Origin of the sequence: Leclercia adecarboxylata, from assembly GCF_035787115.1 — a bacterium.
Taxonomy (GTDB): domain Bacteria; phylum Pseudomonadota; class Gammaproteobacteria; order Enterobacterales; family Enterobacteriaceae; genus Enterobacter; species Enterobacter adecarboxylatus_E.
The window spans coordinates 993,846-1,017,581 of sequence record NZ_JALKTL010000001.1; the positions used below are offsets into that span (position 1 = coordinate 993,846).

Genomic DNA, 23,736 nt, shown 5'->3' on the forward strand with positions numbered 1-23,736 from the left:
AGAAAAGGTGCAGCCTAACGCTTTCCTTCCCTGCCCGCCTTGCGCTGACGCAGGTTTACATGCAGCCCGCACAGCTGGTGCAGCGCCAGTCCTGTTTATTGACCGCCTGATAAAACTGGCGATAGCTGGCCGTCTCCAGCGGGATACCGTTATCGAAAAAGAGATCGGTCAGCCATTCAACGTTTTCAATTATCCACTCATCTTCCGGCAAGCCCTGAGCAAAGGTCTCATCGTCAGGATCGATAATGGAATAGATGGCCCAGGTGCCCATGTCCTTTTCCCGCCGCGCCTCCGGTAGCGTCAACGACTGGCCCTGCCAGCTGATAATCCAGTGCCCGTGACACAATAAATTTCCTGAGCGACTCCATTTCGCGCAAAAGGGATTACTGACCGTCATCGCGTCTCACTTTATTTGAATATTTATAAGAAACGTTTACGTTACGCCTGATTATGGAACGAAAATATTGTCCTTATGAAGTAGGCAAATCTCCCCACTTTCACGGGCATATGACCAGAATCATCCTTAAGTTAAATTTCGTAAAGTTTACCTTACAGTCATTGTAACGTCGGTTTGACGAACCCACGCTTTTCCCTTACTCTGCGCCGCAGATTTAGTCGTTGAGACGTCAGGTTTTAGAGGAAAACGTGAAGAACAGAACGCTGGGTAGTATTTTTATCGTCGCCGGAACCACGATTGGAGCCGGGATGCTGGCAATGCCATTGGCGGCGGCGGGTGTCGGGTTTGGCGTCACGCTGGGGTTACTGGTCGTACTGTGGGCGCTAATGTGTTACACCGCCCTGCTGCTGCTTGAAGTGTATCAACACGTTCCCGCCGATACCGGGCTGGGATCGCTGGCCGGGCGCTATCTGGGCCGGTTCGGTCAGTGGATCACCGGCTTTAGCATGATGTTCCTGATGTATGCCCTGACCGCCGCCTACATCAGCGGGGCCGGAGAGCTGATCGCCTCCAGCGTCAATGACGTTTTCAACGTCAATATCTCTCCCGGGACCGGCGTACTCCTCTTTACCCTGATTGGCGGTGGTGTGGTCTGCGTAGGTACGTCGCTGGTCGATCTGTTTAACCGTTTTCTGTTCTCGGCAAAAATTGTCTTCCTGGTGGTGATGCTGGCACTGCTGGCGCCGCATGTTCATCAGGTCAACTTACTGACGCTCCCGCTGGAGAAAGGCCTGGCGCTGTCGGCTATCCCGGTAATTTTTACCTCGTTTGGTTTTCATGGCAGCGTGCCGAGCATTGTCAGCTATATGAATGGCAACGTGCGTAAGCTGCGCTGGATCTTTATTACCGGCAGCGCCATTCCGCTGGTGGCGTACATCTTCTGGCAGCTGGTGACGCTTGGCAGCATTAATTCGTCGAGTTTTATGGGGATGCTGGCCAGCCATAGCGGGTTGAACGGGCTGTTGCAGGCCGTGCGCGAAGTGGTGGCCTCGCCGCACGTTGAGCTGGCGGTGCACCTGTTTGCGGATCTCGCCCTGGCAACCTCGTTCCTCGGCGTGGCGCTGGGTCTGTTCGATTACCTCGCCGACCTGTTCCAGCGTAGCCGCACGGTGAGCGGACGTATCCAGACCGGGGCGCTCACCTTCCTGCCGCCGCTGGCCTTCGCTCTGTTCTACCCGCGCGGTTTTGTGATGGCGCTGGGCTATGCGGGTGTGGCATTAGCGGTGCTGGCGCTGCTGCTGCCTTCGCTGCTGGTCTGGCAAAGTCGTAAACAGCATCCTGAAGGGGACTACCGGGTGCCCGGCGGCAAGCCCGCGCTCTGTCTGGTCTTTGCCTGTGGGATTGCGGTAATACTGGTACAGTTCGGTATCGTCGCGGGACTGCTGCCGGAAGTGGGATAAAAAAAGGGGCTCATTATCTGAGCCCCTTTTTTATTAATGCAGACAGCAGTTTTTGAATTTTTTGCCGCTGCCGCACGGGCAGGGATCGTTGCGCCCCACTTTGGTGCCGTTGATCACCGGCTGCCGGGTGACCGGTTCCTGCGGGTTGGCAATCCAGTAGTTATACAGGCGCAGCGCTGCCGGGCGGATGCCCTCAATGCTCTGCTGGAACGCCTCTTCGCTGAAGGTCTCCAGACGCTCAAAGTTCTCTTCCGAACCGTGCAACGCGATAAGGTCCAGATCGGCACGCAGTGATTCCGGCAACGATGACCAGTCGGTCAGCGCCACGCCCCGCATATAGCCGAAGCACCACTCTTCCACCACGGTCCAGGTTTGACCGTCTACATCGTTCATGCCAAACATTGGCTCAAACTGATCCGGATAGTCGCTCAGGCGTTCGGCAATGTCGTTCATATGCTTGAAGCAGAGATCGATGAAGCGGTTCATCTCGCGATCGTTCTTCCAGCGCGGAATGTTTTTCTCACCGCCCCATACCGCCACCAGCCAGCGGTCCGGTTCCACCACTACCGGGCCAGAAAGCACCGCGGTTAGCAGACCGTCGAGTTCTGAGACGTCGACAATGGACTCGTCGTCATGACCATAGGTCATTAAGGTCTCTTCCAGCCACTCCATCTCGGTTTCGTTTAACGGGCCTTCGGTCATGGGTACATCTCCTGCAGAATAGAATGGCGTGCAGATTAACACAGAAATGGCGCGCAACGTTGCCCTTCCCCTGCCGCTACCGCGGTCTTTACTGGTGCAAAAACGCCCGAATCGTGACCGCTGCACAACTTATGTGCTTTGTTGTTAATGAGATGTGATCCCCGCTGTAATTTCATTGCGTGGCCCCGGGTGGCTTAAAACGGCGCTCTATACTGAAAATTGTTGAAACATGGCAGTACGCTGCCTGTTCTGGCAACCATTTTGCTTAACGTTGTTCTGTCGAGGAGATGCGTCAGACACCCTCGCCTGTTTCTGCAGTTTGTCGTCCGGTTAGTGCAATGCGTTTTGGATTGGGTACGCCTTCAGGCGTTCGGCTACACAGGGTCGTGCAAAAACCACTCAGAAAAGGTAGATAATAATGTCGCTGAAATTCATCAGAAGTCCTCTTTCTCTTGTACTGGCAGGCTGCCTGGTCACGGCGTTTTCCGCCCAGGCTGATATCGTGATTGGTGTGGCGGGTCCCTTTACCGGGCCGAATGCAACATACGGGGATCAGTACTGGCACGGCGCGACGCAGGCTGCGGAAGACATTAACGCCGCGGGCGGCATTAACGGTGAAAAGATCAAACTGGTGCAGGGGGATGACGCCTGTGAACCGAAGCAGGCCGTTTCGGTCGCTAACCGTCTGGTGGACCAGGATAAAGTTAAAGCCGTGGTTGGCCACTTCTGCTCCTCCTCCACCATGCCAGCTTCCGAGGTGTATAACGACGCAGGGGTACTGGCGATCACGCCAGGCTCCACCAACCCGCAGATCACCGAACGTGGCATGAGCGACATGTTCCGCATGTGCGGGCGTGACGACCAGCAGGGCCAGGTGGCCAGCGATTTCATTATCGATAAGCTAAAAGCCAAACGGGTGGCGATTATTCACGACAAAGACACCTACGGGCAGGGCCTGGCGGATGCGACCAAAGCGGCGCTGGCGAAACGGGGCGTTCAGGACGTGATGTACGAAGGTCTGTCGCGCGGTGAGAAAGACTTTAATGCGCTGGTGACCAAAATTGGCGCCCAAAAGCCGGACGTGGTCTTCTTCGGCGGTTGCCACCCGGAAGCGGGCCCGCTGGTGCGTCAGATGCGTGAGCAAGGTGTGCAGGCTAAGTTCTTCTCCGGAGACTGCATCGTCAACGAAGAGATGGTCACCGCCGCCGGGGGGCCGCAGTACACCAACGGCATCTATATGACCTTCGGCAAAGATCCGCGCATGATCCCGGAAGGCAAAGCGGTGATCGAGAAGTTTCGCGCCAGCAAGTTTGAGCCGGAGGGTTATACCCTTTACGCCTACGCCTCTGTGCAGGCTATTGCTGCGGCATTCAAAGCCGCTGGCGGCGCCGATCCGGCCAAAGCCAGCGAATGGCTTAAAGCCAATTCGGTGGATACCGTGATGGGTAAAAAATCCTGGGACAGCAAAGGCGACCTGAAAGTCTCCGACTACGTGGTGTATGAGTGGGACGACAAGGGCAAATATAAGGAAGTTCAGTAACCGGACGGAATCACGCTCAACGTCGGTATGGCGACATACCGACGCACTATAACCAGTGGGCCGCTTCTCAATATGCGGCCCGAAACACGAGCGCGCGATGATGGAAACTTTCTTTCTGCAGCAATTAATCAATGGCTTAACGCTGGGGTCCGTCTACGGATTGATCGCCATCGGCTACACCATGGTGTACGGAATTATCGGCATGATTAACTTCGCCCACGGCGAAGTGTATATGATTTCGGCTTATCTCTGCGCTATCGGCCTGGCGCTCCTCTCTTTCTTCGGCCTGCACTCCTTTCCACTGCTGATCCTCGGCACGCTGGTGTTCACCATTGTAGTAACGGCCGTCTATGGCTGGACCATCGAGCGGATCGCCTACAAGCCGCTGCGTAACTCCACCCGTTTAGCCCCGCTGATCTCCGCCATCGGCATGTCCTTGATCCTGCAAAACTACGCCCAGTTAAGCCAGGGTCCGCGTCAGCAAGGGGTGCCGACCATGCTTGACGGCGTGTTCCGTTTTCATATCGGCGAGGGGTTTGTACAGATTACCTATACCAAAGTCTTCATTTTGATCGCCTCGTTCACCGGGATGCTGGTGCTCACCTGGATAATCAGTCATACCCGTTTAGGCCGGATGTGTCGCGCGGTGCAGCAGGATCGCAAGATGGCGTCGATTCTGGGCATCAATACCGACCGGATTATCTCTCTGGTGTTTGTGATCGGCGCAGCAATGGCCGGGCTGGCGGGGGTACTGATCACCATGAACTACGGTACCTTTGATTTCTATGCCGGGTTTATTATCGGCATCAAGGCCTTCACCGCCGCGGTGCTCGGCGGGATCGGCTCCCTGCCCGGCGCCATGTTAGGCGGGCTGATTCTCGGTATTGCCGAGGCGCAGTTCTCGGGCATGGTGAACTCCGATTATAAAGATGTGTTCTCCTTTGGATTGCTGGTGGTGATCCTTATTTTCCGTCCTCAGGGACTGCTTGGCCGCCCTGTCGTGGCCAAAGTATGAGGGAGCCGAGATGACGTCACAGATCGTTTCGCAGCCTGTCGCGCAGGACGGGTTTTCACTCAAACGCTGCATTCTCGACGCTATTTTTGCGGGCATGGTGGCGCTGATCATTTTCGGTCCGGTCGCGGGCGTGGTGCTGGATGGCTACAGCTTTAACTTCGAGGCCCGACGGCTGGCGTGGATCATCGCCACGGTGATGACGGGGCGTTTTTTACTCAGCGCCTTTTTGATGACTGCGCCGGGCAAGCGTCTCTCCGCACGCTTCGACAACGATAACACCGGGGTCTACGTGCGCCCGCCGGAGTACAAAAGCCGGATGCGCTGGATCCTGCCGCTGATTATCACCCTGGCGGTCTGCTTTCCGTTTGTCGCCACCAAGTACGTCCTGACGGTGGCGATCCTTGGCCTGATCTACGTCCTGCTCGGCCTCGGGCTGAACATCGTGGTCGGGCTCGCGGGGCTGCTGGATCTGGGCTATGTCGCCTTTTATGCTATCGGGGCCTACGGGCTGGCGCTGGGCTATCAGTATCTGGGGCTCGGTTTCTGGACCATGCTGCCGCTGGCTGCGCTGATGGCCGCTGCCGCCGGGGCACTACTGGGCTTTCCTGTCCTGCGTATGCACGGCGATTATCTGGCGATTGTGACCCTCGGCTTTGGGGAGATTATCCGCCTGGTGCTGAACAACTGGCTGACCTTTACCGGCGGCCCGAACGGCATCTCCGCCCCACCTCCGACCCTGTTCGGTCTGGAGTTTGGTCGGCGGGCCAAAGACGGCGGCGTACCCTTCCACGAATTCTTTAACCTGACGTTTAACCCGAATCTGAAGTTCATCTTCATCTATGCCGTGCTGCTGCTGGTGGTGCTGCTGGTGCTTTACATCAAGCACCGCCTGACCCGGATGCCGATTGGCCGTGCCTGGGAAGCGCTGCGCGAAGATGAAATTGCCTGTCGATCTCTGGGGCTCAACCATGTGCTGGTGAAGCTGTCGGCCTTTACCCTCGGGGCCTCTACCGCAGGTATTGCCGGGGTGTTCTTCGCCACTTATCAGGGGTTTGTTAACCCCACCTCCTTCACCTTCTTTGAATCTGCCCTGATCCTCGCCATCGTGGTGTTAGGGGGGATGGGCTCCACCGTCGGGGTGGTGCTGGCGGCCTTTGTGCTGACCGTGACGCCTGAGCTGTTGCGCACCTTCGCCGAATACCGCGTGCTGCTGTTTGGCGTTCTGATGGTGGTGATGATGATCTGGCGGCCCCGCGGGCTGATCCGCATCAACCGCACCGGTTTTGCGGTGCGTAAGGGCGTGGCGCCATGAACGGAACCATCTTGAACGTTGAGCATCTGATGATGCACTTTGGCGGTATTAAGGCCTTAAACGACGTGAATCTTGAGGTGCAGCGCGGTTCGATTACCGCCCTGATCGGGCCGAACGGCGCGGGCAAAACCACGGTATTCAACTGCCTGACCGGTTTCTACCGCGCCTCCGGCGGCAATATTCTGTTCACTACGCGCAGCAAAACCACCAACGTTATTCAGGTCCTCGGGCAGAAATTCCAGCCCGGGGACTGGATCAACCCGGCGCAGTTCGGCCAGCGGCTGTTCTATAAGATGTTTGGCGGCACCCATCTGGTAAACCGGGCCGGGCTGGCGCGCACCTTCCAGAACATCCGCCTGTTCCGGGAGATGTCGGTGGTGGAGAACCTGCTGGTGGCCCAGCATATGCAGGTAAACCGCAACCTGCTGGCCGGCGTGCTGAACACGCCGGCCTGGCGACGGGCGGAGAGCGATGCCCTGGATCGCGCCTTCTACTGGCTGGAGGTGGTGGATCTGGTGGACTGCGCCAACCGACTGGCGGGCGAGATGTCCTACGGCCAGCAGCGGCGGCTCGAAATTGCCCGCGCCATGTGTACCGGGCCCGAGATGCTCTGTCTTGATGAACCCGCCGCCGGGCTGAATCCGGTGGAGACCCACGCGCTGAGCACCATCATTCGTTATCTTCGCGATCGCCACGACATTACGGTGCTGCTGATTGAACATGATATGGGGATGGTGATGGAGATTTCGGATCACATCATCGTGCTCGACCACGGGGATGTGATTGCCCAGGGGAAACCTGAGCAGATCCAGCACGATGAAAAGGTCATTGCCGCCTATCTGGGCACCGATGAGAGTGAGGTCAGGGTATGAGTGAGGCCATGCTGGAGTTTCGGCAGGTGGACGTTTACTACGGGGTGATCCAGGCGCTAAAGCAGGTCTCTTTGCAGGTGCATCCCGGTGAGACCGTGGCGCTGATCGGCGCCAACGGGGCAGGCAAATCCACGCTGTTGATGTCGATTTTCGGCCAGCCGCGGGTGCGTAACGGGCAAATCCTGTTCTGCGGCGACGACATCAGCCATAAATCGACCCACTATGTGGCTTCCGGCGGCATTGCCCAGGCTCCGGAAGGACGACGCATCTTTCCGGACATGACCGTCGAAGAGAACCTGCTGATGGGCACCATACCCATCGGCAATCAGTATGCGACAGAGGATCTGCAAAGCATGTTTGACCTGTTTCCGCGCCTGAAAGAGCGGCGAAAACAGCGGGCAATGACCATGTCCGGCGGCGAGCAGCAGATGCTGGCCATTGCCCGCGCACTGATGAGCCGCCCTAAACTGCTTCTGCTGGATGAGCCGAGCCTGGGTCTGGCGCCCATTGTGGTGAAGCAGATCTTCCAGACCCTGCGGGAGCTGGCGCGCAACGGGATGACAATTTTTCTGGTGGAGCAGAACGCACACCACGCGCTGAAGCTCTCCGACCGGGGGTATGTGATGGTCAACGGGCAGATCCGCCTGAGCGGCAGCGGCGAGGAGCTGCTGGGCAATCAGGACGTCAGAAAAGCCTATCTGGGGGGCGTGTAATTTTACGGGTGGAGATCGTCAGGCAGCTGCGCGTAATCCACTTTCTGCTGCTTAAAGTTGGTTACCCAGGCGTTGCCTGCGTCCTGCTCAGAGACAAACGGGTATTTCGGCGTCAGCTCTTTCGTCTGAATACCGGTCCAGACGGAGAAGAAATCGAGAAAATCATTGGCTGAGCGCCGGGCATTGATCAGACGGTGCTCTTTATCATCACTCGACAGGATCATAAACGGCACCTGGTAGTTTTGCTGGTATGCATCACCGTGAGCCATATATTGCCCACCGGTCAGACGGCCTTTATAGGTCAGACCGTGGTCAGAGAAATAGACCATCGAGAAGCTGTCGCCGGTATTCTGTAGCTGTTGATAAAGCTGTTTCAACAGGGCGTCAGTCTGGGTGATGCTGTAGATATAGCAGGAGGTCTCTTTCGACTGCACAAACTCGGCATATTTCCCTTGCGTCCGTTCGCAGGCCTGCGGATGAGAGCCCATCAAATGCAGCACGATCAGCCGCGTTTCAGTGCGCGGCGCAGAGAGCACCTGCCGGGTCATCTGCAGTAAGGCTTCGTCGCGTGGATTACTCTCATCCTCGTAATATCCTTTTCTGAGGAACTGCACCTCATCAGCCCGCCTTGCAATGCTGGCGATGGCGGTATCGTTCTCACCAATCTGCCCCTGATTAGAGAACCACCAGGTCTGGAATCCGGCGCGGTTCGCCAGAGTGACGAAGTTATTTTGATACTCCGGGGAACCGCCATTCACCCGGCTCAGAGAGAGACCGAGCGAGGTTTGCGTGGACGCGCTGGAGGAGATGAAATCGGTAAACAGCGTCCCCTTCGCGGAACTGGCAAAGGGCGTGTTATTCCAGTGCCCGCCAAATGCGCCCAGTGCATCCCGGCGCGCGCTTTCGCCAATCACCACCACGTAGTTCTGGTAGCGCGGTTTTACCGCCAGCACGGTCCAGTTATCCTTCATTTTGGCAAGCTCCAGCATGCGCGCTTTTTCAGTGACCACTTCCCGGTTGTTTATCACCACGTCCTTCACAAAGCGGAATACCGGATAGCCGACATCCAGCAAAGTGAAATGTCCCCAGTGCACCAGGTTTTTAAGCGGGGTCATAAAGAAACAGAGAACGCTGAAAGCCAGACAGAGTATATCGAAACGGCGCCAGGCCTGTTTAGGCACACTTTTACGCCGAAGCGCGATCGCAGCTAACGCCAGAATAATCAATGACACCAGATAGCTGTGCCACGGGAATATTGTCAGGATCTCGACGGATTCATTAAAATTGGTGGAATGTAATGCTAGCAGCGTATTGAAATTCGGCGCACCATACGCCTGCTGGAAGGGGAAGTAGAGCGCTGCCAGCAAGCTGCATAAAACAATAACCCCTTTTTGCAGACGGGGAGTTATTCGCCAGAGCACCAGGAGTAGACTACAAAATGCCACCGAATAGAGCGGGCTGAATGAATAGCCGAAGGAATAGTTGATCAGTACCGACTGAAGAAAATAAAAAGCGATCCACGGATTTATGGAAATATCACGGATCCAGAGAGTATATTTACTGGCTGTTATATTCATATTTATCGTAATCCGCAATATACCGCTGCGAAACGCAGGCGACAAGGATTAATAAACCGCCGGGCAAGGCGATATAGAGATAATAATGGTTCGCTGCATGGAGAAGATTATAAAAAGATAGAGCCTGCGCGCGGGAAGATCAACGTTTCGTAACATTATATTTATAAAACTGAAGGCTTATCATCATAATTTATACATAGTGGTGTGGTAGCACGCCTTTCCCCTTATTCAGGGGAAGGCAGAAAAACAATAAATCAGATTAAACCATCATACGTTCGTCTTATATTTACAGTTTTTCAATATGATTTAGCGTCGCTGTATACCCCGTTTTGGCCACCGCCTGTAATAACGTCTCGGTCGGGAAACCCTCCGCGACGATCACTTCGGTTTGTCGGGTCTTTAATGACGCTTTCGCTTTTACTACCCCTTCTGTTTCACGCAGCGCCTGGTTAACCGAAATGACGCACAGCGAGCAGGTCATGCCCTGAACATCCAGCACCACTTTTTGATTCGCAGCCTGGGCAAACAGCGGCAGCAGCAAGCACGCGCTTATCAACAGTCGTTTCATTCCATAACCTCATAAATCCAGCCCACTACCGTAGGGTAGAACAGCACCAGCAGAAGCACCGGCAGCGAGAGCCAGAACAGTAAACGCATCTGCCCCATGGTTAAGCGCCCGGTACACCATAGCCTTTTAGAAAAATAGAGCCGCCAGAAGACCCGCAGCATCAGCGCTGACGACAGCACCATCATCGGCACGCGCAGGAATTCAAGCTGGCTGAGTCCGGCAAAACCGGCTGCCGAAATGCCAAACAGCAGATACAGTAGCGGCCCGACGCAGCACAGCCCGGCGGTAACGGCAGCAGCCGCTGCCGTCAGCAGGGTCAGGCCTGCCCCCTTAGCGTTGTTCGGTTGAGACATAGTGGTATGCGAACACCTCAGGATCGTAGAAATTGAGCGGATCGCCGTCCACTTCGGCATAAGGGTAGCCAAGGTTATTTACCGCCCCCTGCTCCGTTGCCGGATAGAGTTCAAAATCGCGCCCGTAGTTGAAGCCCACCCAGTTCATCTCCCAGTTACCAAACAGATAGGCGTTTACCGCCTGCACATCGGGATCCTGATGGGCTTTTTTCTCCGCCAGCCGCATCTTGGTGACGTCTGCCGGGTCACACGGCAGCCAGCCGTAACCTGCCAGATAAAACTCCGCCCGGCAGTGCTGCCCGCCGCTGACATCCGACACGCCCGCGCTGTCGGCTTTGCCGAAGGCGCTGGCAGAGTAACGCTCAAGTTTGTTGGCTCTGCCCAGCCGGATGCCGAACAGCTCCCGCGCCGGGATACCGCTGGCGCGCGCCAGCGCGACAAACACCGAGCTGATGTCGGTGCATTTGCCGCTGAGCTTGCCGCTTTGCAGAATGGTCGCCACATCGCCGGTGCCGCAGCCAGGCACGTCGTTATCGCGCTCCATATGGCTGCTGACCCATTCGTAAATCAGGCGTGCTTTCTTGAGCGGATCGGTTTCGCCTGCGGTAATTTTTTGCGCCGTTTCGCGCACCAGGCCATCAACCGGGGTGTGTGCTGTCGGCAGCAGATAAGGCTTCACCGCCAGGGGGTACACAATCTGTTCCGGTGCTTGCCAGTTTTTTAGCGCGTCGTGTTTAAGCGGCTCCCAGTCTGCCGTTTCGATCTCCAGATCGAGCGTGAGCAGCAGATCGCCTTCGCTTTTCGGCCAGGTTGCGAACAGCGTTTTCGCGCCGTAGGTGTTGTTCGTGGTGATGTACGCCTGCTGGTAGTTGCCGGTAAATGATAACCCGGTCATCTGCTGAAAGGCCGTATCTACCGGGAGCGGGATCCAGAGTTTAACCACGCCGCTGGAGCCCTGCGGTGGCGCGAGCTTGTAGGTTTGCGATAACACAAAGCGGCGGCGCATCACCGATGCGGCGGGTGCTACGCTGGCTTTCACCGTCTGGCTGGCCGCTGCCGGGCCCACTAAACCTGCGGCAGAGAGGAGAACGCTATTCTTAAGAAATTGTCGACGCTGCATGGCTATCTGTCCCTTGAAAAAGAGTCTGGCGACGGCGAAAAGTGCCGACAGCACAGAGGATCATCACCACAGACAGGCGCTGGCGCAAAACGATGGGATTTATTCATCAATAACAGACCTGTTAACTGTGAATGAACGAAATTGAAGAGACGGTATTAGGCGCTTTTCAGACCCGGTTGTACAGGCCTGAGGTCAAAAAAAGGGGTTATTAACCTTAAAAAAAGCAGGGCTGAGAGAGGTAGCCGGAGCGGATTGTCTCCACGCTGGCAGACGAAGCCATAATCATAATAAGTGACGGGAATCTCAAAACAGAGTATTGGCATAATAGTCCATGCCATAAGCCAGTAGTTCCATAACATTATAAATATGAAAACCCTACTGTTAATTCTTTAATCAAACGGTGTTAACCCGCTATTTCCCCTCACATTGCTGGGGATAAAGTCTGAGAGGGAAGGATTATTTTCACCTAATATTAAAAATGCACACGGGTACGTCAAACAGCGAAACAACGTTACCACAGTCATTTATTTTCACCACCCTTCAGAGGTATGAGATGAGTAAAATGTGCTTAACAAAATTATTGTCGGCTGGTTTGCTCGGATTGATGGTCTTTTCCACTTCCGCAATGGCGAAAGAAATTGAAGTGGTAAATATTTCAAAAATAGATGGCATGCCCTGGTTTAACCGTATGGGGGAAGGTGTCACCCAGGCAGGCAAAGATCTCGGTATTAAAGCCTCTCAGGTAGGCCCGTCCAGCACCGATGCGCCACAGCAGGTAAAAATCATTGAGGACTTAATCGCGAAAAAAGTCTCGGCGATAGGTATTGTTCCCAATGATGCCGATGTCCTTGAGCCGGTATTCAAAAAGGCGCGCGAAGCCGGCATTGTGGTATTAACCAATGAATCCCCGGGGCAACCCAGCGCCAACTGGGACGTTGAAATTATCGATAACGAAAAATTTGCCGCCGATAACGTTGAAGAGATGGCGAAAGCCATGGGCGGTAAAGGGGGCTATGTTATTTATGTTGGCAGTCTGACCGTGCCGCAACATAACCTGTGGGCGGATTTATTTGTTAAATACCAGAAAGAACACTACCCGGATATGCATGAAGTCACCAGCCGTATGCCGGTGGCCGAGAATATCGACGATGCCCGCCGGACCACTATCGATCTGATGAAAGCCCACCCCGATATGAAAGGCATTGTCTCCTTTGGTTCTCAGGGGCCTATTGGAGCGGGGCGCGCGGTGAAAGAGAAACGTGCGAAAGGGAAAGTGTTTGTCTACGGCATGATGATCCCATCCCAGGCTGCCTCGCTGATTAAAAGCGGCGATATCGCGATGGGCATCACCTACGACCCGGCCTCTGCGGGTTACGCCATTACCGCCGTTGCTGACAAAGTTCTGAAAGGGGAAGAAATTACTCAGGGTCTTGATATCCCGAACCTCGGCAAAGCCGATGTGGATACCGGGAAACGTATCATCAAATTCCATAAAGTCCTGCGCGTCACCAAAGAGAATATCGACAGCCTGTATTAATCCGTTGGGTCTGCACGCCCTGTTGCGTTCATCACAATAAGGGCGTGCTGTCTGAGCCCCGAAGAGGTAAAAATGGAGCCGTTTATTTCACTGGGTCATATCAGCAAAACGTTCTACGGTGTAAAAGCGCTGGATAACATCGCACTGACGCTATTTCCCGGAGAGGTTCACTGTCTGGCCGGGCAGAACGGATGTGGTAAATCCACCCTGATTAAAATTATTTCTGGCGTCTATAAACCCGATCCCGGCTTTGAGATCCTGATTGACGGCAAACCCCGATCCCATCTCTCCCCTATCGACTCGGTTAAAGCAGGGATCCAGGTGATATATCAGGATCTCTCCTTATTTCCGAATCTCACCGTGGCGGAAAATATCGGTATCCACCAGCATCACCATAACCTGCTGGTGAACAAGCGCGAGATCCGTCGCATCGCCGCGCTCACCGTGAAAAGCATTGCTGCGGAACTGGATCTGGATGCAACCCTGGACTCCCTGCCGATTGCCCAGCGCCAGATTGTGGCGATCTGCCGGGCGCTGGCCCAGGAAGCCAGACTGATTATTATGGATGAGCCCACCGCCTCGCTCACTATGCAGGAGGTAAAAGGGCTGCTGCGGGTGATTGGTGATTTAAAGAAAAGAAATATCTGCGTCGTGTTTGTCAGCCACCGCCTCGATGAAGTGATGGAAATATCCGATCGGATTAGCGTGCTCAAAAATGGCACCCTGGTGGGGACCTGGCCTGCCAGCGAAATTAATAATAAAAAACTCGCCTTCCTGATGACCGGCAGAGAGTTCTCATATGCGGTACTGCCGTCGATAGAAAAACTTGGTGACGTGGCGCTCACCGTTAAAAACCTTAGCAGACATCAACAATATAAAAACATCTCCTTTCAGGTTCATCAGGGCGAGATCCTTGCCATTACCGGATTACTCGGCGCAGGCAGGACCGAGCTGTGCCTGAGCCTGTTCGGGCTCACGCAGCCCGATTCAGGAGAAATTTTGCTGGAAGGCAAAGCGGTACATTTCACCAGTAACCGGGATGCGATCAATGCCGGCATCGGCTATGTCTCCGAAGACCGGATGAGTACCGGTCTGGTGATGGATCAGGCAATTAATGACAATATTATCTCTACCGTACTCCGGCACCTGAAAACGCCCTTTAAATTATTAGATAAGCCTAAAGCGGACAGCCTCGTTAGCGATTTAGTCGAGCAGCTAAGTATTAAAATTGGCAGCGTGAATCTGCCCGTCAACACCCTTTCCGGCGGTAATGCCCAGCGAGTGGCGATTGCCAAATGGCTGGCCATAAATCCGAAGGTCCTGATTCTGGATTCTCCCACCGTCGGGGTGGACATTGCCAACAAAGCGGGGATCTATCAAATCATCTCTGCCCTGTCGCGCAAGGGGATCGCGGTGCTGATGATCACCGATGAGATCGATGAAGCGTACTTTAACAGCCACCGGATTTTAGTTATGCGCAAAGGTGAGATTGTCGCGGAGATCCTTCCGGAAAAGACCTCGGAAGCCGCGCTGGCAGAGGTGGTCAATGGTTAATAAATTCGGGATTAAAACTCATGAGCTGTTTTTAGGGCTGACCATTATTGTTATTGGCGGCTACCTGTCATTTGCCAGCAGCGACTTTCTGACGCTGGGGAATATCTATGACCTGATCAACAACTACGCCATGCTTACCATCCTGGCCTGCGGGTTGTTTATAGTGCTGATTTCCGGCGGTATTGATATTTCTTTCCCGGCCATGACCATTATTTCACAGTACGTTATGGTCACGCTCATTCAGGGTACAACCGGTAATTTTGCCATTGCATTTGCCCTGTCCGGCGGGCTGGGATTACTGCTCGGGTTGATCAATGCCACGCTGGTTAATCGTCTTAACGTGCCCTCGATTATTATCACCATTTCAACGCTGAATATCTTTTACGGCCTGCTGCTTTACCTGACCAAAGGGGTCTGGCTGTACAGCTATCCTGAGTGGTTTGAGCAGGGAGTGATGCTATTTAAGTTCACCGCCGCCGATGGCTACGACTACGGTTTAAGCCTGCCGATCATTACTCTGCTGGTGGTGGTGGCACTTACTGGCTTTATCATGAATAAAACCAGCACCGGTCGCATGATTTACGCCATGGGCGGTAACCGCGAAGCGGCCTCCCGGATGGGATTTGGCATCTTTAAAATGCAGCTGTTTGTTTACGGCTATATGGGGCTGATGTCCGGGGTGGCAGGCGTAGTGCAGTCCGCAACCGTATTAACCGTCGCGCCCGACTCCCTGCTGGGCTATGAGCTGACGGTGCTTGCCGCCGTGGTATTAGGCGGAACCAGTATCGTCGGCGGACGCGGCACCTTACTCGGCACTCTGCTGGGCGTAATTTTACTCGCCGTGTTACAGAACGGTCTCAACCTGTTAGGGATCTCCTCGTACTGGCATACGGTGGTCACCGGTGTGGTGATCGTCACCAGTATCAGCATGACGGCATGGAGTCAGCGTAAAGGCCAGGGAGCCATCGTATGAGCGCCAATAAAATCCAGGATCGCGTCGAGATTTACCTGAGCGTGTTAATCGCCATAGTCGTTATCACGTTTAGCTTCCTTATTCCCTCGGTGTTCTGGTCATCAGCTAACTTCCAGTCCATTGCCTCCCAAATGCCGATCCTTGGCGTGCTGGCCCTCGCGATGGCGGTAACTATTCTCACGGGGGGGATCAACCTGTCTATCATCGCCACCATGAACGCCTGCGGACTGGTGATGGCATGGGTTGCCACCCACTATCCCCCCACCTTCGGCAGCATGCTGCTGGTCCTTGCGGCCGGATTAGTCATGGCCATGGCGATCGGTTCGGTGATTGGATTTTTGATTGCCGTGGTCCGGGTTTCGCCGATTTTAGCCACCCTTGGGATCATGACCCTGCTGAAGGGCATTAATATACTGATTTCCAAAGGCTCGGCGATTTCTAACTTCCCGGATTACATCCTGGTGATAAATAGCACCAATATCCTCGGCATTCCGCTGCCGCTGCTGGTCTTTCTGGCGGTGGTGGTCGCGCTGTGGGTGATCCTCGAAAAATCCGCTTTCGGGCGGACCATATACCTTATCGGCTCTAACGAACAGGCAACCCACTACTCCGGGATAAATACCCGTAAAACGCTCATCTGGGTCTATGTGCTCTCCTCGGTATTGTGCGTGATTGCCGCGCTGCTGATGATGTCAAAACTTAACTCGGCGAAGGCCTCTTACGGTGAGTCTTATCTGCTGGTGTCGATTCTGGCGGCAGTATTGGGTGGGGTAAACCCGGACGGGGGCTTTGGTAAGGTCTTTAGTATGGTGATGGCGCTGATCCTGCTGCAGATGCTGGAGAGCGGCCTGAATATTCTGGGGGTGAGCAGTTACATCACGATGGCCCTGTGGGGGGGATTGCTGTTAGCCTTTATTTTCCTGAAAGGGGCACGGCTATCCCGCCTGTTTGGCAGGCCCTGAACACAGCTAATCGTCGTCGCTGCTCCGGTTGCCGTGGTCATCACTGCGATGATAGCTGTCCGGATTATCATCCTGCTTATCGTGGCGAATCGGATGGCCCTGGCTGTCATAGATAATATCGTCATCGCCCGCAGCCCAGGCGCTTGTTGCAGCGAACGCAACGAATGCGGTCAATAAGGTCAGTTTGTTCATGTTTGAATCCTCGCGAGATTGTAGTGACTGGCGAGAGCAATCTTTTAACAGAATAGTTATCCCTGACGCGTAGCACGTCGTAGAGAAAGGTGATTAATTCTGGTGACTACGAGGAAAGTTTGAGGCTGAGGGGAATGACAGGCACAAAAAAACCACCTTTCGGTGGTTTCACGACACTGCTTATTGCTTTGATTATTCTTGTCTTTCCCATGGTAGCCGGAGTGGGACTTGAACCCACACAGCGCGAACGCCGAGGGATTTTAAATCCCTTGTGTCTACCGATTCCACCATCCGGCCTCGGGAAGAAAGTGGAGGCGCGTTCCGGAGTCGAACCGGACTAGACGGATTTGCAATCCGCTACATAACCGCTTTGCTAACGCGCCTGAAATCTTTTGTCTTACGACTGACACCCGCTATTGCGTATGTCTTAAATTTGGAGCGGGAAACGAGACTCGAACTCGCGACCCCGACCTTGGCAAGGTCGTGCTCTACCAACTGAGCTATTCCCGCATTTATCAAGTCATTATGCTAATTACTTGATTTTGCTCTCGACTAACGGACCGTGCCGTCGTTCGATGCGTTGCATTCTACTTACCTGACGTTTTGAGTCAACGTTAATTTTCACAACGATAGATCGTTTGCTGAAAATTACGTCGAAACGATCACTGATCAAGCAAATCGCCGCGGGCGGCGTTCAAATATTGCAACATTGACCACAGCGTCAGCACCGCTGCGACCATAAACAGGCCAATACCTGCCCACTCAACCCACTCGTTTGGACGCCACAGCATCCACACCAGCGCCGCCATCTGCGCGGTGGTTTTAACCTTGCCGATCCAGGAGACCGCCACGCTGCTGCGTTTACCCAGCTCCGCCATCCATTCGCGCAGCGCAGAGATAATAATTTCACGGGCTATCATGGTCGCTGCAGGCAGAGTGACCCACCAGCTGTGATAATGCTCCACCACCAGTACCATGGCGATGGCGACCATAACCTTGTCAGCCACCGGGTCAAGAAATGCGCCAAAACGGGTGCTCTGATTCCAGCGTCGCGCCAGATAACCGTCAAACCAGTCAGTGACTGCTGCAACAAAAAAGATAAGTGCACATGCGAAAGGCGCCCAGACGAAAGGCAGATAAAACGCCAGTACAAAGAAAGGAATGAGAACGACGCGGAAAAGCGTCAGCAATGTAGGGATATTTAATCGCATAGTGACGGTAACTGTTTGTTGTCAGTAATTATTAGCCCTATGTTGCTACAGAGCCCTCAATGTTTCAACGAGTAGTAGATCTTTTCTGCCAGCCCTTGCGAAATACCTGGCACTTTTGCAATTTCCTCTACGCTGGCGTTGAGTAAACCTTGCAAACCCCCCATGTGTTTCAGCAACATCTGGCGGCGTTTTGGCCCAACCCCTTCGATCGTTTCCAGCGTGCTGGTATTTTTCACCTTTGCCCGTTTTTTGCGGTGGCCGCTAATGGCATGATCGTGCGACTCATCGCGAATATGCTGGATCACATGGAGTGCAGGCGAATCCGGCGGCAGGCTAAAGCCCTCCCCTTCCGGCTCGAGGAAAAGCGTCTCCAGTCCGGCTTTACGATCGGTGCCTTTCGCCACGCCCAGCAGCAGCGGATGGTGTTTATCCCAGGTTACGTCCAGCTCAGCAAAGACAGATTTTGCCTGGGCCAGCTGGCCTTTACCACCGTCAATTAAGATAACGTCCGGGATCTTACTCTCTTCAATGGCTTTACCGTAGCGACGGCGCAGCACCTGGTTCATGGCAGCGTAATCGTCACCTGGCGTGATATCACTAATGTTGTAGCGGCGGTATTCCGCACGCAGCGGACCGTTAGCATCGAACACGACACAGGAGGCTACGGTCTGCTCCCCCATCGTATGGCTGATGTCGAAACACTCCATTCGTTTCACTTCCGGCAGCTTGAGCACCGTCGCCAGCGCGACAAGACGCTGATGAACCGTCGACTGTTGCGAAAGTTTAGTACTTAGCGCCGTGGCCGCATTAGTGCGCGCCAGCTTCAGGTAGCGGGCACGATCGCCACGAGGTTTGGTCTGAACATTTACCCGCCGTCCCGCCAGCTCCGACAGCGAATCTGACAGCAGCGTTTTATCGGTCAGATTAAAATCGAGGAGAATTTCCGACGGCAGGGTTCGCATCTGGCTGCCCTGTAAATAGAACTGACCAACAAAGGTTTCGACCACTTCGCCCAGCTCTGTGCCGCCCGGCACTTTCGGGAAATAGCTGCGGCTGCCCAGTACCTTGCCCTGACGGATAAACAGCACATGCACGCAGGCCATGCCCGCATCGAACGATACGCCAATCACGTCCAGGTCATCGCCGGTATTGGAGACGAACTGTTTTTCCGTGACCCGGCGCACCGCCTGGATCTGATCGCGGATCCGTGCCGCCTCTTCAAAGTTCAGCGCCTGGCTGGCCTTCTCCATGCGGGCGATCAGCTGATTCAGCACCTGATCGTCTTTACCGGCCAGGAACAGGCGCACATATTCTACCTGCTGGGCATACTCCTCTTCGCTGACCAGCCCTTCCACGCAGGGCCCCAGGCATCGGCCAATCTGATACTGCAGGCAGGGACGGGATCGGTTGCGATAGACACTGTTTTCACACTGACGAATCGGAAAGATCTTTTGCAACAGCGCCAGCGTTTCCCGCACCGCGTAGCCGTTAGGGAATGGACCGAAGTACTCCCCTTTTGCATGCCTGGCTCCGCGATGGGTAGCCAGACGCGGATGGGTATCGCTGCTGAGAAAAATAAATGGGTAGGATTTGTCATCGCGCAGCAGCACGTTGTAACGCGGCTGATAGAGCTTGATGTAGTTATGCTCCAGCAACAGCGCTTCGGTCTCAGTGTGGGTCACAGTGACGTCTATCTGCTGGATCTGAGCGACCAGCGCTTCTGTTTTACGGGAGGCAAGATTGCTGCGGAAATAGCTGGAAAGACGCTTTTTAAGATCTTTCGCTTTTCCGACATAAATAACCGTCCCGCCAGCGTCATACATCCGGTAGACGCCTGGCTGGCTGGTAACGGTTTTCAGGAAAGCACTGGAATCAAACACTTCACTCACTGACTAATTAAGGTCTCGGCGTTGCACAGACCATGACGGATGGCCAGGTGAGTGAGTTCAACGTCGCCATGAATGTTCAGTTTACTGAACATACGATAGCGGTAGCTGTTCACCGTTTTCGGGCTGAGATTAAGCTGCTCAGAGATCTCATTCACCTTCTGGCCTTTGGTAATCATCAGCATAATCTGCAATTCGCGCTCAGACAAACTGGCAAACGGTGATTCGGTCTTTTCTGGTTCAATCTGGCTGAGCGCCATCTGTTGCGCAATATCAGAAGCAATATAGCGCTGGCCGGAAAATACGGAACGGATAGCGTTGACAACTTCCTGAGGGGCCGCGCCCTTGCTCAGGTAGCCTGCAGCGCCCGCCTGCATCACTTTTGCAGGAAGGGGGTTTTCAGTGTGAACCGTCAGCATGATCACCCTGGTATCAACCCAGGCGCGCGCAATTTTACGCGTCGCTTCAAGGCCGCCAATACCGGGCATGTTCATGTCCATCAGGACGACATCAGCAGTATTCGTCCGGCACCATTTTACGGCGTCTTCACCGCAGCAGGCTTCGCCGGCAACTTTTATACCTTTAATATCTTCAAGAATGCGTCGTATCCCTGCGCGCACCAGTTCGTGGTCATCAACAAGAAGGACGTTGATCAAAGGGAATTCTCCAGAATAGGGATAACGCTACAGACCGTTAATTCGGCTTATATTAACGGTTTTTATCGCAAACTGAAAACGTTAAAAAATGCATGCCTTCTATATTGCTCTCTTTTCTGGAAATTAACTTGTACATCAACTGGAAACGGCAGCCTGGTTGCGATGCGGCTTTGCTCTCTTTTTAAAGCCTGATGTTTTCAAAATCTGCAAATTTTAATGGCCGTTTTTTCGCTGTTAAAAGACATCATATAATTTTGTAACAATAATTAACGTCTTAGCTACCTTAAGCAAACAATAATCACCCGCTGAACGCTCAAAAACTTTAGTACAGACGATTGTTCAATTAATTAAACAAAACGGGTAAGAGTACAAAAAACAAGCACTGCATTTTTCTTTACAGCTTGTGATATACTCCGCCGCCTTAAACTTTGATCTATGCGCTCAAGCGCCGTTTTTATGATGAGGAAAATAAATGAGCACACCTGATTTTGCCACTGCTGAGAATAATCAAGAACTGGCACAGGAAGTCTCCTGTCTGAAATCTTTGCTGACCCTGATGCTGCAGGCAATGGGCCAGGCGGACGCCGGTCGTGTAATCATTAAGATGGAACGCCAGATTGCCCAGATGGAAGACCAGGCTCAGGCTGAGGTATTTTCCAGCACCGTTAAGCAAATCAAACAAGCTTACCGTCAATAAAACAAAAACGGCTGAAAGCAATGCATTCAGCCGTTTACTCGCCTGCCACGCAGAACTGAAGTGTAGTCAGATAATCCCCGTCGCCGCCGCATAGCAGGCAATCTGCGTCTTGTTTGGCGCGTTGAATTTCTTCTGCATATTCTTCTGATGGAAGTTCACGGTATTCTCAGAAATAGAAAGAATGATGGCTATTTCTGCCGAGGTTTTCCCTTCCGCCGTCCATTTCAGAATTTCTTTCTCGCGCTTGCTGAATTTCATTTCAGGTGGCATCACCATTTCATGCTCCAGCCGCAGAAGCGTGGTTAACGCCATCTGCACCAGCATTTGCAGACGCAATTCAACCACTTCGCCCGCCACCATATTCACCGACAGACTGGTACTGGAAACCGACAGAAATCCCATCGCGTGATTAGGCAGCATCAGGCATTGCGTGATCCCTTTACGCAGCCCGTGGTCGCGCGCACCGTCCCATAAGGGTTGTGCTTCTGCGAATAAGGCATCGTTCCAGGGGAGATGCCCGTGGACGAAATTCTCGGGTTTCAGCACCGGATCGATAGCGAAATAATTTTCCGCCTGATAGTGCGCCATCCACTGTTGCGGATAGGTTGAATGCACCGAGACTTTGGGCCGGGTGAACGGTACCGGATGACGAACGCAGAGGGCAAAGAAATCGTAACCCAGGGTCTGAGTTTGTCGCTGAAGTTCGGGATATACCTCGTCGGCTGATGTCATCTCCTGAAAACGGAGATAGCACTCCCTGCGCCATGTGAAAAAGTCTAAATCCTTCATGCTAACTGAATGAAGCCCCTGTAAAAGATAGTCATTATTATGATTTCTTAAATTAACACATAAATCTTATTTATATGTATAAAATATCGACTCCAGGGTAATTATCTACACATTTTATGTACTTAGGGTGGTTCTGACGGGATAAAATCACGGGAGCATTCATTTCAGGGATGAATATTTTGCTCCGGAGATTGATTCCGGAGCAATTAAAGCAAATATGCTATTGCATCAGGAATTTTTCTAAAAATTGCCGGGTACGTGGCTGCTGGGGATCGGCAAACAGCGATTTCGCCGGCCCCTGCTCAACGATGCGCCCCTGATCCATAAAAATCGCCCTGTCCGCGACATCGCGGGCAAAACTCATCTCATGGGTCACAATCACCAGAGTACGTTTCTCCTGCGCCAGCTGACGAATGGCATTCAGCACCTCCCCTACCAGCTCCGGATCCAGCGCTGAGGTAGGTTCATCAAACAGAATGACGTCAGGACGCATGGCCAGCGCACGGGCTATCGCCACACGCTGCTGCTGCCCGCCGGAGAGTCGACGCGGGTAGCTGCTCTCTTTACCGGAAAGCCCCACTTTCGCCAGCAGCTCGCGGGCGCGGGCAGTGGCCTCTTCTTTGGGCTCGCCTTTGACAATCACCGGCCCTTCAATGATGTTTTCCAGCACCGTGCGATGGGGAAACAGATTAAAGCTCTGGAAAACGAAGCCGACGTGCTGACGCAGACGACGAATCAGTCCCTTTTGCTGGCTCAGCGACTTGCCGGTATCAATGGTGATATCCCCCACGCGGATAGTGCCACCTTCCGGATGTTCCAGCAGGTTGATACTGCGCAGCAGCGTGGTTTTACCGGAACCGCTGGGCCCGATAATCGCCACCACTTCGCCCTCCTGCACTTCCAGGTCGATGCCGTGCAGCACCGTCTGGCCGTGAAATTTCTTCACCAGGTTTTTAACGTCAATAGCACTCATTTCGGATCACGCTCCTGGCGGTTAAGCTGGTTTTCAAAGTAGTTTTGCAGCGCCGACAGCACCGTCGCCATGATCCAGTAGATCAGCGAGGCGGCCAGATACATGGTAAAGACCTCCAGCGTGCGCGAGGTAATCAGCTGTGCCTGGCGGAACAGCTCCGGCACCTGGATGGTGGCCGCCAGCGAGGTGTCTTTCACCAGGCTGATAAAGCTGTTGCTGAGGGGCGGCAGTGCCACGCGCGCGGCCTGCGGCAGAATGGCCCGGCGCAGGGTCTGCCACGGCGTCATACCGATACTGGCTGCGGCTTCCCACTGGCCTTTATCGATAGAGGAGATGGCGGCACGCAGGGTTTCCGCCGCATAGGCAGCGGTGTTGAGCGAAAGACCAATCATGGCCGCCGGGATGGGGTCGAGCTCAATGCCAAACTGCGGGAGACCGTAGTAGATCATGAACAGCTGAGCAATCAATGGCGTGCCGCGGAAGATGGAAATATAAAAACGCGCCAGCCAGCGCACCGGCAGCAGCGGCGACATGCGCATCAGCGCCAGCACAAAGCCCAGCACCAGACCAAAAAACATCCCGCCAATACTCAGCTGCAGCGTAAACACTGCGCCTTTCAGCAGGAAGGGCAACGAATCAATCACCAGTTGAATACTTTCTTGCATTATGATTTTTCT

24 protein-coding genes and 3 tRNA genes are annotated in these 23,736 nt (G+C 53.9%); 11 read left to right on the plus strand and 16 right to left on the minus strand.

The genetic code is table 11. From position 1 onward, the window contains the following. Window positions 1-55: 55 nt before the first annotated feature. A complete protein-coding gene (locus tag MXM41_RS04770; protein WP_325930225.1) occupies window positions 56-397 on the minus strand; it encodes a hypothetical protein in 342 nt (113 codons plus the stop codon). A 308-nt stretch (window positions 398-705) separates the two neighbouring features. Between MXM41_RS04770 and tyrP the strand changes: the two genes are divergently transcribed. Then, complete coding sequence (gene tyrP, locus MXM41_RS04775) at window positions 706-1,857, plus strand: tyrosine transporter TyrP (protein WP_325930227.1); 1,152 nt, start codon at window positions 706-708, stop codon at window positions 1,855-1,857. Between the two features lie 33 nt (window positions 1,858-1,890). On the opposite strand, the gene MXM41_RS04780 is transcribed toward tyrP, so the two are convergent. Next, a complete protein-coding gene (locus tag MXM41_RS04780; RefSeq protein ID WP_325930230.1) occupies window positions 1,891-2,559 on the minus strand; it encodes a YecA family protein in 669 nt (222 codons plus the stop codon). Window positions 2,560-2,977: 418 nt separating this feature from the next. On the opposite strand from MXM41_RS04780, the gene MXM41_RS04785 reads away from it, so the two are divergent. From MXM41_RS04785 to MXM41_RS04805, 5 genes are all read left to right on the plus strand, one after another. Further along, complete coding sequence (locus MXM41_RS04785; protein WP_325930233.1) at window positions 2,978-4,099, plus strand: branched-chain amino acid ABC transporter substrate-binding protein; 1,122 nt, start codon at window positions 2,978-2,980, stop codon at window positions 4,097-4,099. 100 nt (window positions 4,100-4,199) lie between these two features. After that, complete coding sequence (locus MXM41_RS04790) at window positions 4,200-5,114, plus strand: ABC transporter permease subunit (protein WP_325930856.1); 915 nt, start codon at window positions 4,200-4,202, stop codon at window positions 5,112-5,114. A gap of 10 nt (window positions 5,115-5,124) precedes the next feature. After that, the gene (livM, locus tag MXM41_RS04795; RefSeq protein WP_325930236.1) at window positions 5,125-6,426 is read left to right on the plus strand and encodes a high-affinity branched-chain amino acid ABC transporter permease LivM; all 1,302 of its coding nucleotides are present in this window, start codon (window positions 5,125-5,127) and stop codon (window positions 6,424-6,426) included. After that, a complete protein-coding gene (locus MXM41_RS04800) occupies window positions 6,423-7,298 on the plus strand; it encodes an ATP-binding cassette domain-containing protein (protein ID WP_325930238.1) in 876 nt (291 codons plus the stop codon). The genes livM and MXM41_RS04800 overlap by 4 nt, the downstream gene beginning before the upstream one ends. Continuing rightward, a complete protein-coding gene (locus tag MXM41_RS04805) occupies window positions 7,295-8,011 on the plus strand; it encodes an ABC transporter ATP-binding protein (protein ID WP_325930240.1) in 717 nt (238 codons plus the stop codon). Before MXM41_RS04800 ends, MXM41_RS04805 begins: the two co-directional genes overlap by 4 nt. Before the next feature lie 2 nt (window positions 8,012-8,013). Here the strand turns inward: MXM41_RS04805 and MXM41_RS04810 are convergent, their stop codons facing one another. The 4 genes from MXM41_RS04810 to MXM41_RS04825 all read right to left on the minus strand — a co-directional run bounded on the left by MXM41_RS04810 (window position 8,014) and on the right by MXM41_RS04825 (window position 11,629). Beyond that, window positions 8,014-9,588, minus strand: coding sequence for a sulfatase-like hydrolase/transferase (locus tag MXM41_RS04810; protein WP_325930242.1), 1,575 nt, complete (start codon window positions 9,586-9,588; stop codon window positions 8,014-8,016). 286 nt (window positions 9,589-9,874) lie between these two features. After that, window positions 9,875-10,156, minus strand: coding sequence for a heavy metal-associated domain-containing protein (locus tag MXM41_RS04815; protein WP_325930245.1), 282 nt, complete (start codon window positions 10,154-10,156; stop codon window positions 9,875-9,877). Next, entirely contained in the window at window positions 10,153-10,509 is a 357-nt protein-coding gene (locus tag MXM41_RS04820; protein ID WP_325930246.1) for a mercuric transporter MerT family protein, read from the minus strand. The genes MXM41_RS04815 and MXM41_RS04820 overlap by 4 nt, the downstream gene beginning before the upstream one ends. After that, a complete protein-coding gene (locus MXM41_RS04825) occupies window positions 10,487-11,629 on the minus strand; it encodes a transglutaminase family protein (RefSeq protein ID WP_325930247.1) in 1,143 nt (380 codons plus the stop codon). The genes MXM41_RS04820 and MXM41_RS04825 overlap by 23 nt, the downstream gene beginning before the upstream one ends. A gap of 553 nt (window positions 11,630-12,182) precedes the next feature. Between MXM41_RS04825 and MXM41_RS04830 the strand changes: the two genes are divergently transcribed. From MXM41_RS04830 to MXM41_RS04845, 4 genes are all read left to right on the plus strand, one after another. Beyond that, window positions 12,183-13,166, plus strand: coding sequence for an autoinducer 2 ABC transporter substrate-binding protein (locus MXM41_RS04830; RefSeq protein WP_325930248.1), 984 nt, complete (start codon window positions 12,183-12,185; stop codon window positions 13,164-13,166). 72 nt (window positions 13,167-13,238) lie between these two features. Beyond that, window positions 13,239-14,720 (plus strand): sugar ABC transporter ATP-binding protein, encoded by a 1,482-nt coding sequence (locus MXM41_RS04835; RefSeq protein ID WP_325930250.1) that lies wholly within the window; start codon window positions 13,239-13,241, stop codon window positions 14,718-14,720. After that, a complete protein-coding gene (locus MXM41_RS04840) occupies window positions 14,713-15,693 on the plus strand; it encodes an ABC transporter permease (RefSeq protein ID WP_325930251.1) in 981 nt (326 codons plus the stop codon). The genes MXM41_RS04835 and MXM41_RS04840 overlap by 8 nt, the downstream gene beginning before the upstream one ends. Further along, a complete protein-coding gene (locus MXM41_RS04845) occupies window positions 15,690-16,655 on the plus strand; it encodes an ABC transporter permease (RefSeq protein ID WP_325930252.1) in 966 nt (321 codons plus the stop codon). Before MXM41_RS04840 ends, MXM41_RS04845 begins: the two co-directional genes overlap by 4 nt. A gap of 6 nt (window positions 16,656-16,661) precedes the next feature. Here the strand turns inward: MXM41_RS04845 and MXM41_RS04850 are convergent, their stop codons facing one another. From MXM41_RS04850 to uvrY, 7 genes are all read right to left on the minus strand, one after another. After that, window positions 16,662-16,847, minus strand: coding sequence for a hypothetical protein (locus MXM41_RS04850; RefSeq protein WP_325930253.1), 186 nt, complete (start codon window positions 16,845-16,847; stop codon window positions 16,662-16,664). 210 nt (window positions 16,848-17,057) lie between these two features. Continuing rightward, a tRNA-Leu gene (locus MXM41_RS04855) sits at window positions 17,058-17,144 on the minus strand. 12 nt (window positions 17,145-17,156) lie between these two features. Continuing rightward, window positions 17,157-17,230: transfer RNA gene (locus MXM41_RS04860), tRNA-Cys, on the minus strand. Between the two features lie 51 nt (window positions 17,231-17,281). Further along, window positions 17,282-17,357, minus strand: a tRNA-Gly gene (locus tag MXM41_RS04865). 152 nt (window positions 17,358-17,509) lie between these two features. Continuing rightward, on the minus strand, window positions 17,510-18,058 hold the full coding sequence (gene pgsA, locus MXM41_RS04870) for a CDP-diacylglycerol--glycerol-3-phosphate 3-phosphatidyltransferase (protein WP_032612063.1): 549 nt from the start codon (window positions 18,056-18,058) through the stop codon (window positions 17,510-17,512). Between the two features lie 56 nt (window positions 18,059-18,114). Next, window positions 18,115-19,947: an excinuclease ABC subunit UvrC gene (uvrC, locus tag MXM41_RS04875; RefSeq protein WP_325930254.1), complete on the minus strand. Its 1,833-nt coding sequence runs from the start codon at window positions 19,945-19,947 to the stop codon at window positions 18,115-18,117. Beyond that, window positions 19,944-20,600 (minus strand): UvrY/SirA/GacA family response regulator transcription factor, encoded by a 657-nt coding sequence (gene uvrY, locus MXM41_RS04880; RefSeq protein WP_325930255.1) that lies wholly within the window; start codon window positions 20,598-20,600, stop codon window positions 19,944-19,946. The genes uvrC and uvrY overlap by 4 nt, the downstream gene beginning before the upstream one ends. A 472-nt stretch (window positions 20,601-21,072) precedes the next feature. Between uvrY and MXM41_RS04885 the strand changes: the two genes are divergently transcribed. Further along, the gene (locus tag MXM41_RS04885; RefSeq protein ID WP_103180123.1) at window positions 21,073-21,297 is read left to right on the plus strand and encodes a DUF2594 family protein; all 225 of its coding nucleotides are present in this window, start codon (window positions 21,073-21,075) and stop codon (window positions 21,295-21,297) included. Between the two features lie 66 nt (window positions 21,298-21,363). Here the strand turns inward: MXM41_RS04885 and sdiA are convergent, their stop codons facing one another. The 3 genes from sdiA to tcyL form a co-directional block, all read right to left on the minus strand. Next, window positions 21,364-22,086 carry a transcriptional regulator SdiA gene (gene sdiA, locus MXM41_RS04890; RefSeq protein ID WP_325930257.1) on the minus strand — a complete coding sequence of 241 codons (723 nt, stop codon included), beginning with the start codon at window positions 22,084-22,086 and terminating at the stop codon, window positions 21,364-21,366. Window positions 22,087-22,306: 220 nt separating this feature from the next. Continuing rightward, the gene (gene tcyN / locus MXM41_RS04895; protein WP_325930258.1) at window positions 22,307-23,059 is read right to left on the minus strand and encodes an L-cystine ABC transporter ATP-binding protein TcyN; all 753 of its coding nucleotides are present in this window, start codon (window positions 23,057-23,059) and stop codon (window positions 22,307-22,309) included. Beyond that, complete coding sequence (tcyL, locus tag MXM41_RS04900) at window positions 23,056-23,724, minus strand: cystine ABC transporter permease (RefSeq protein WP_103180126.1); 669 nt, start codon at window positions 23,722-23,724, stop codon at window positions 23,056-23,058. Before tcyL ends, tcyN begins: the two co-directional genes overlap by 4 nt. Window positions 23,725-23,736 lie beyond the last annotated feature (12 nt).

What these genes read in the sequence shown, in the direction of transcription:
- MXM41_RS04845 (WP_325930252.1), top strand. Translation starts at nt 15,690, where the DNA reads ATGAGCGCCAATAAAATCCAGGATCGCGTCGAGATTTACCTGAGCGTG.
- livM (WP_325930236.1), top strand. Translation starts at nt 5,125, where the DNA reads ATGACGTCACAGATCGTTTCGCAGCCTGTCGCGCAGGACGGGTTTTCA.
- MXM41_RS04790 (WP_325930856.1), top strand. Translation starts at nt 4,200, where the DNA reads ATGGAAACTTTCTTTCTGCAGCAATTAATCAATGGCTTAACGCTGGGG.
- MXM41_RS04840 (WP_325930251.1), top strand. Translation starts at nt 14,713, where the DNA reads ATGGTTAATAAATTCGGGATTAAAACTCATGAGCTGTTTTTAGGGCTG.
- MXM41_RS04800 (WP_325930238.1), top strand. Translation starts at nt 6,423, where the DNA reads ATGAACGGAACCATCTTGAACGTTGAGCATCTGATGATGCACTTTGGC.
- MXM41_RS04835 (WP_325930250.1), top strand. Translation starts at nt 13,239, where the DNA reads ATGGAGCCGTTTATTTCACTGGGTCATATCAGCAAAACGTTCTACGGT.
- MXM41_RS04885 (WP_103180123.1), top strand. Translation starts at nt 21,073, where the DNA reads ATGAGCACACCTGATTTTGCCACTGCTGAGAATAATCAAGAACTGGCA.
- MXM41_RS04830 (WP_325930248.1), top strand. Translation starts at nt 12,183, where the DNA reads ATGAGTAAAATGTGCTTAACAAAATTATTGTCGGCTGGTTTGCTCGGA.
- MXM41_RS04820 (WP_325930246.1), bottom strand. Translation starts at nt 10,509, where the DNA reads ATGTCTCAACCGAACAACGCTAAGGGGGCAGGCCTGACCCTGCTGACG.
- tcyN (WP_325930258.1), bottom strand. Translation starts at nt 23,059, where the DNA reads ATGAGTGCTATTGACGTTAAAAACCTGGTGAAGAAATTTCACGGCCAG.
- MXM41_RS04850 (WP_325930253.1), bottom strand. Translation starts at nt 16,847, where the DNA reads ATGAACAAACTGACCTTATTGACCGCATTCGTTGCGTTCGCTGCAACA.
- MXM41_RS04770 (WP_325930225.1), bottom strand. Translation starts at nt 397, where the DNA reads ATGACGGTCAGTAATCCCTTTTGCGCGAAATGGAGTCGCTCAGGAAAT.
- MXM41_RS04815 (WP_325930245.1), bottom strand. Translation starts at nt 10,156, where the DNA reads ATGAAACGACTGTTGATAAGCGCGTGCTTGCTGCTGCCGCTGTTTGCC.
- MXM41_RS04785 (WP_325930233.1), top strand. Translation starts at nt 2,978, where the DNA reads ATGTCGCTGAAATTCATCAGAAGTCCTCTTTCTCTTGTACTGGCAGGC.
- tcyL (WP_103180126.1), bottom strand. Translation starts at nt 23,724, where the DNA reads ATGCAAGAAAGTATTCAACTGGTGATTGATTCGTTGCCCTTCCTGCTG.
- sdiA (WP_325930257.1), bottom strand. Translation starts at nt 22,086, where the DNA reads ATGAAGGATTTAGACTTTTTCACATGGCGCAGGGAGTGCTATCTCCGT.
- MXM41_RS04810 (WP_325930242.1), bottom strand. Translation starts at nt 9,588, where the DNA reads ATGAATATAACAGCCAGTAAATATACTCTCTGGATCCGTGATATTTCC.
- MXM41_RS04825 (WP_325930247.1), bottom strand. Translation starts at nt 11,629, where the DNA reads ATGCAGCGTCGACAATTTCTTAAGAATAGCGTTCTCCTCTCTGCCGCA.
- tyrP (WP_325930227.1), top strand. Translation starts at nt 706, where the DNA reads ATGCTGGCAATGCCATTGGCGGCGGCGGGTGTCGGGTTTGGCGTCACG.
- MXM41_RS04780 (WP_325930230.1), bottom strand. Translation starts at nt 2,559, where the DNA reads ATGACCGAAGGCCCGTTAAACGAAACCGAGATGGAGTGGCTGGAAGAG.
- MXM41_RS04805 (WP_325930240.1), top strand. Translation starts at nt 7,295, where the DNA reads ATGAGTGAGGCCATGCTGGAGTTTCGGCAGGTGGACGTTTACTACGGG.
- pgsA (WP_032612063.1), bottom strand. Translation starts at nt 18,058, where the DNA reads ATGCGATTAAATATCCCTACATTGCTGACGCTTTTCCGCGTCGTTCTC.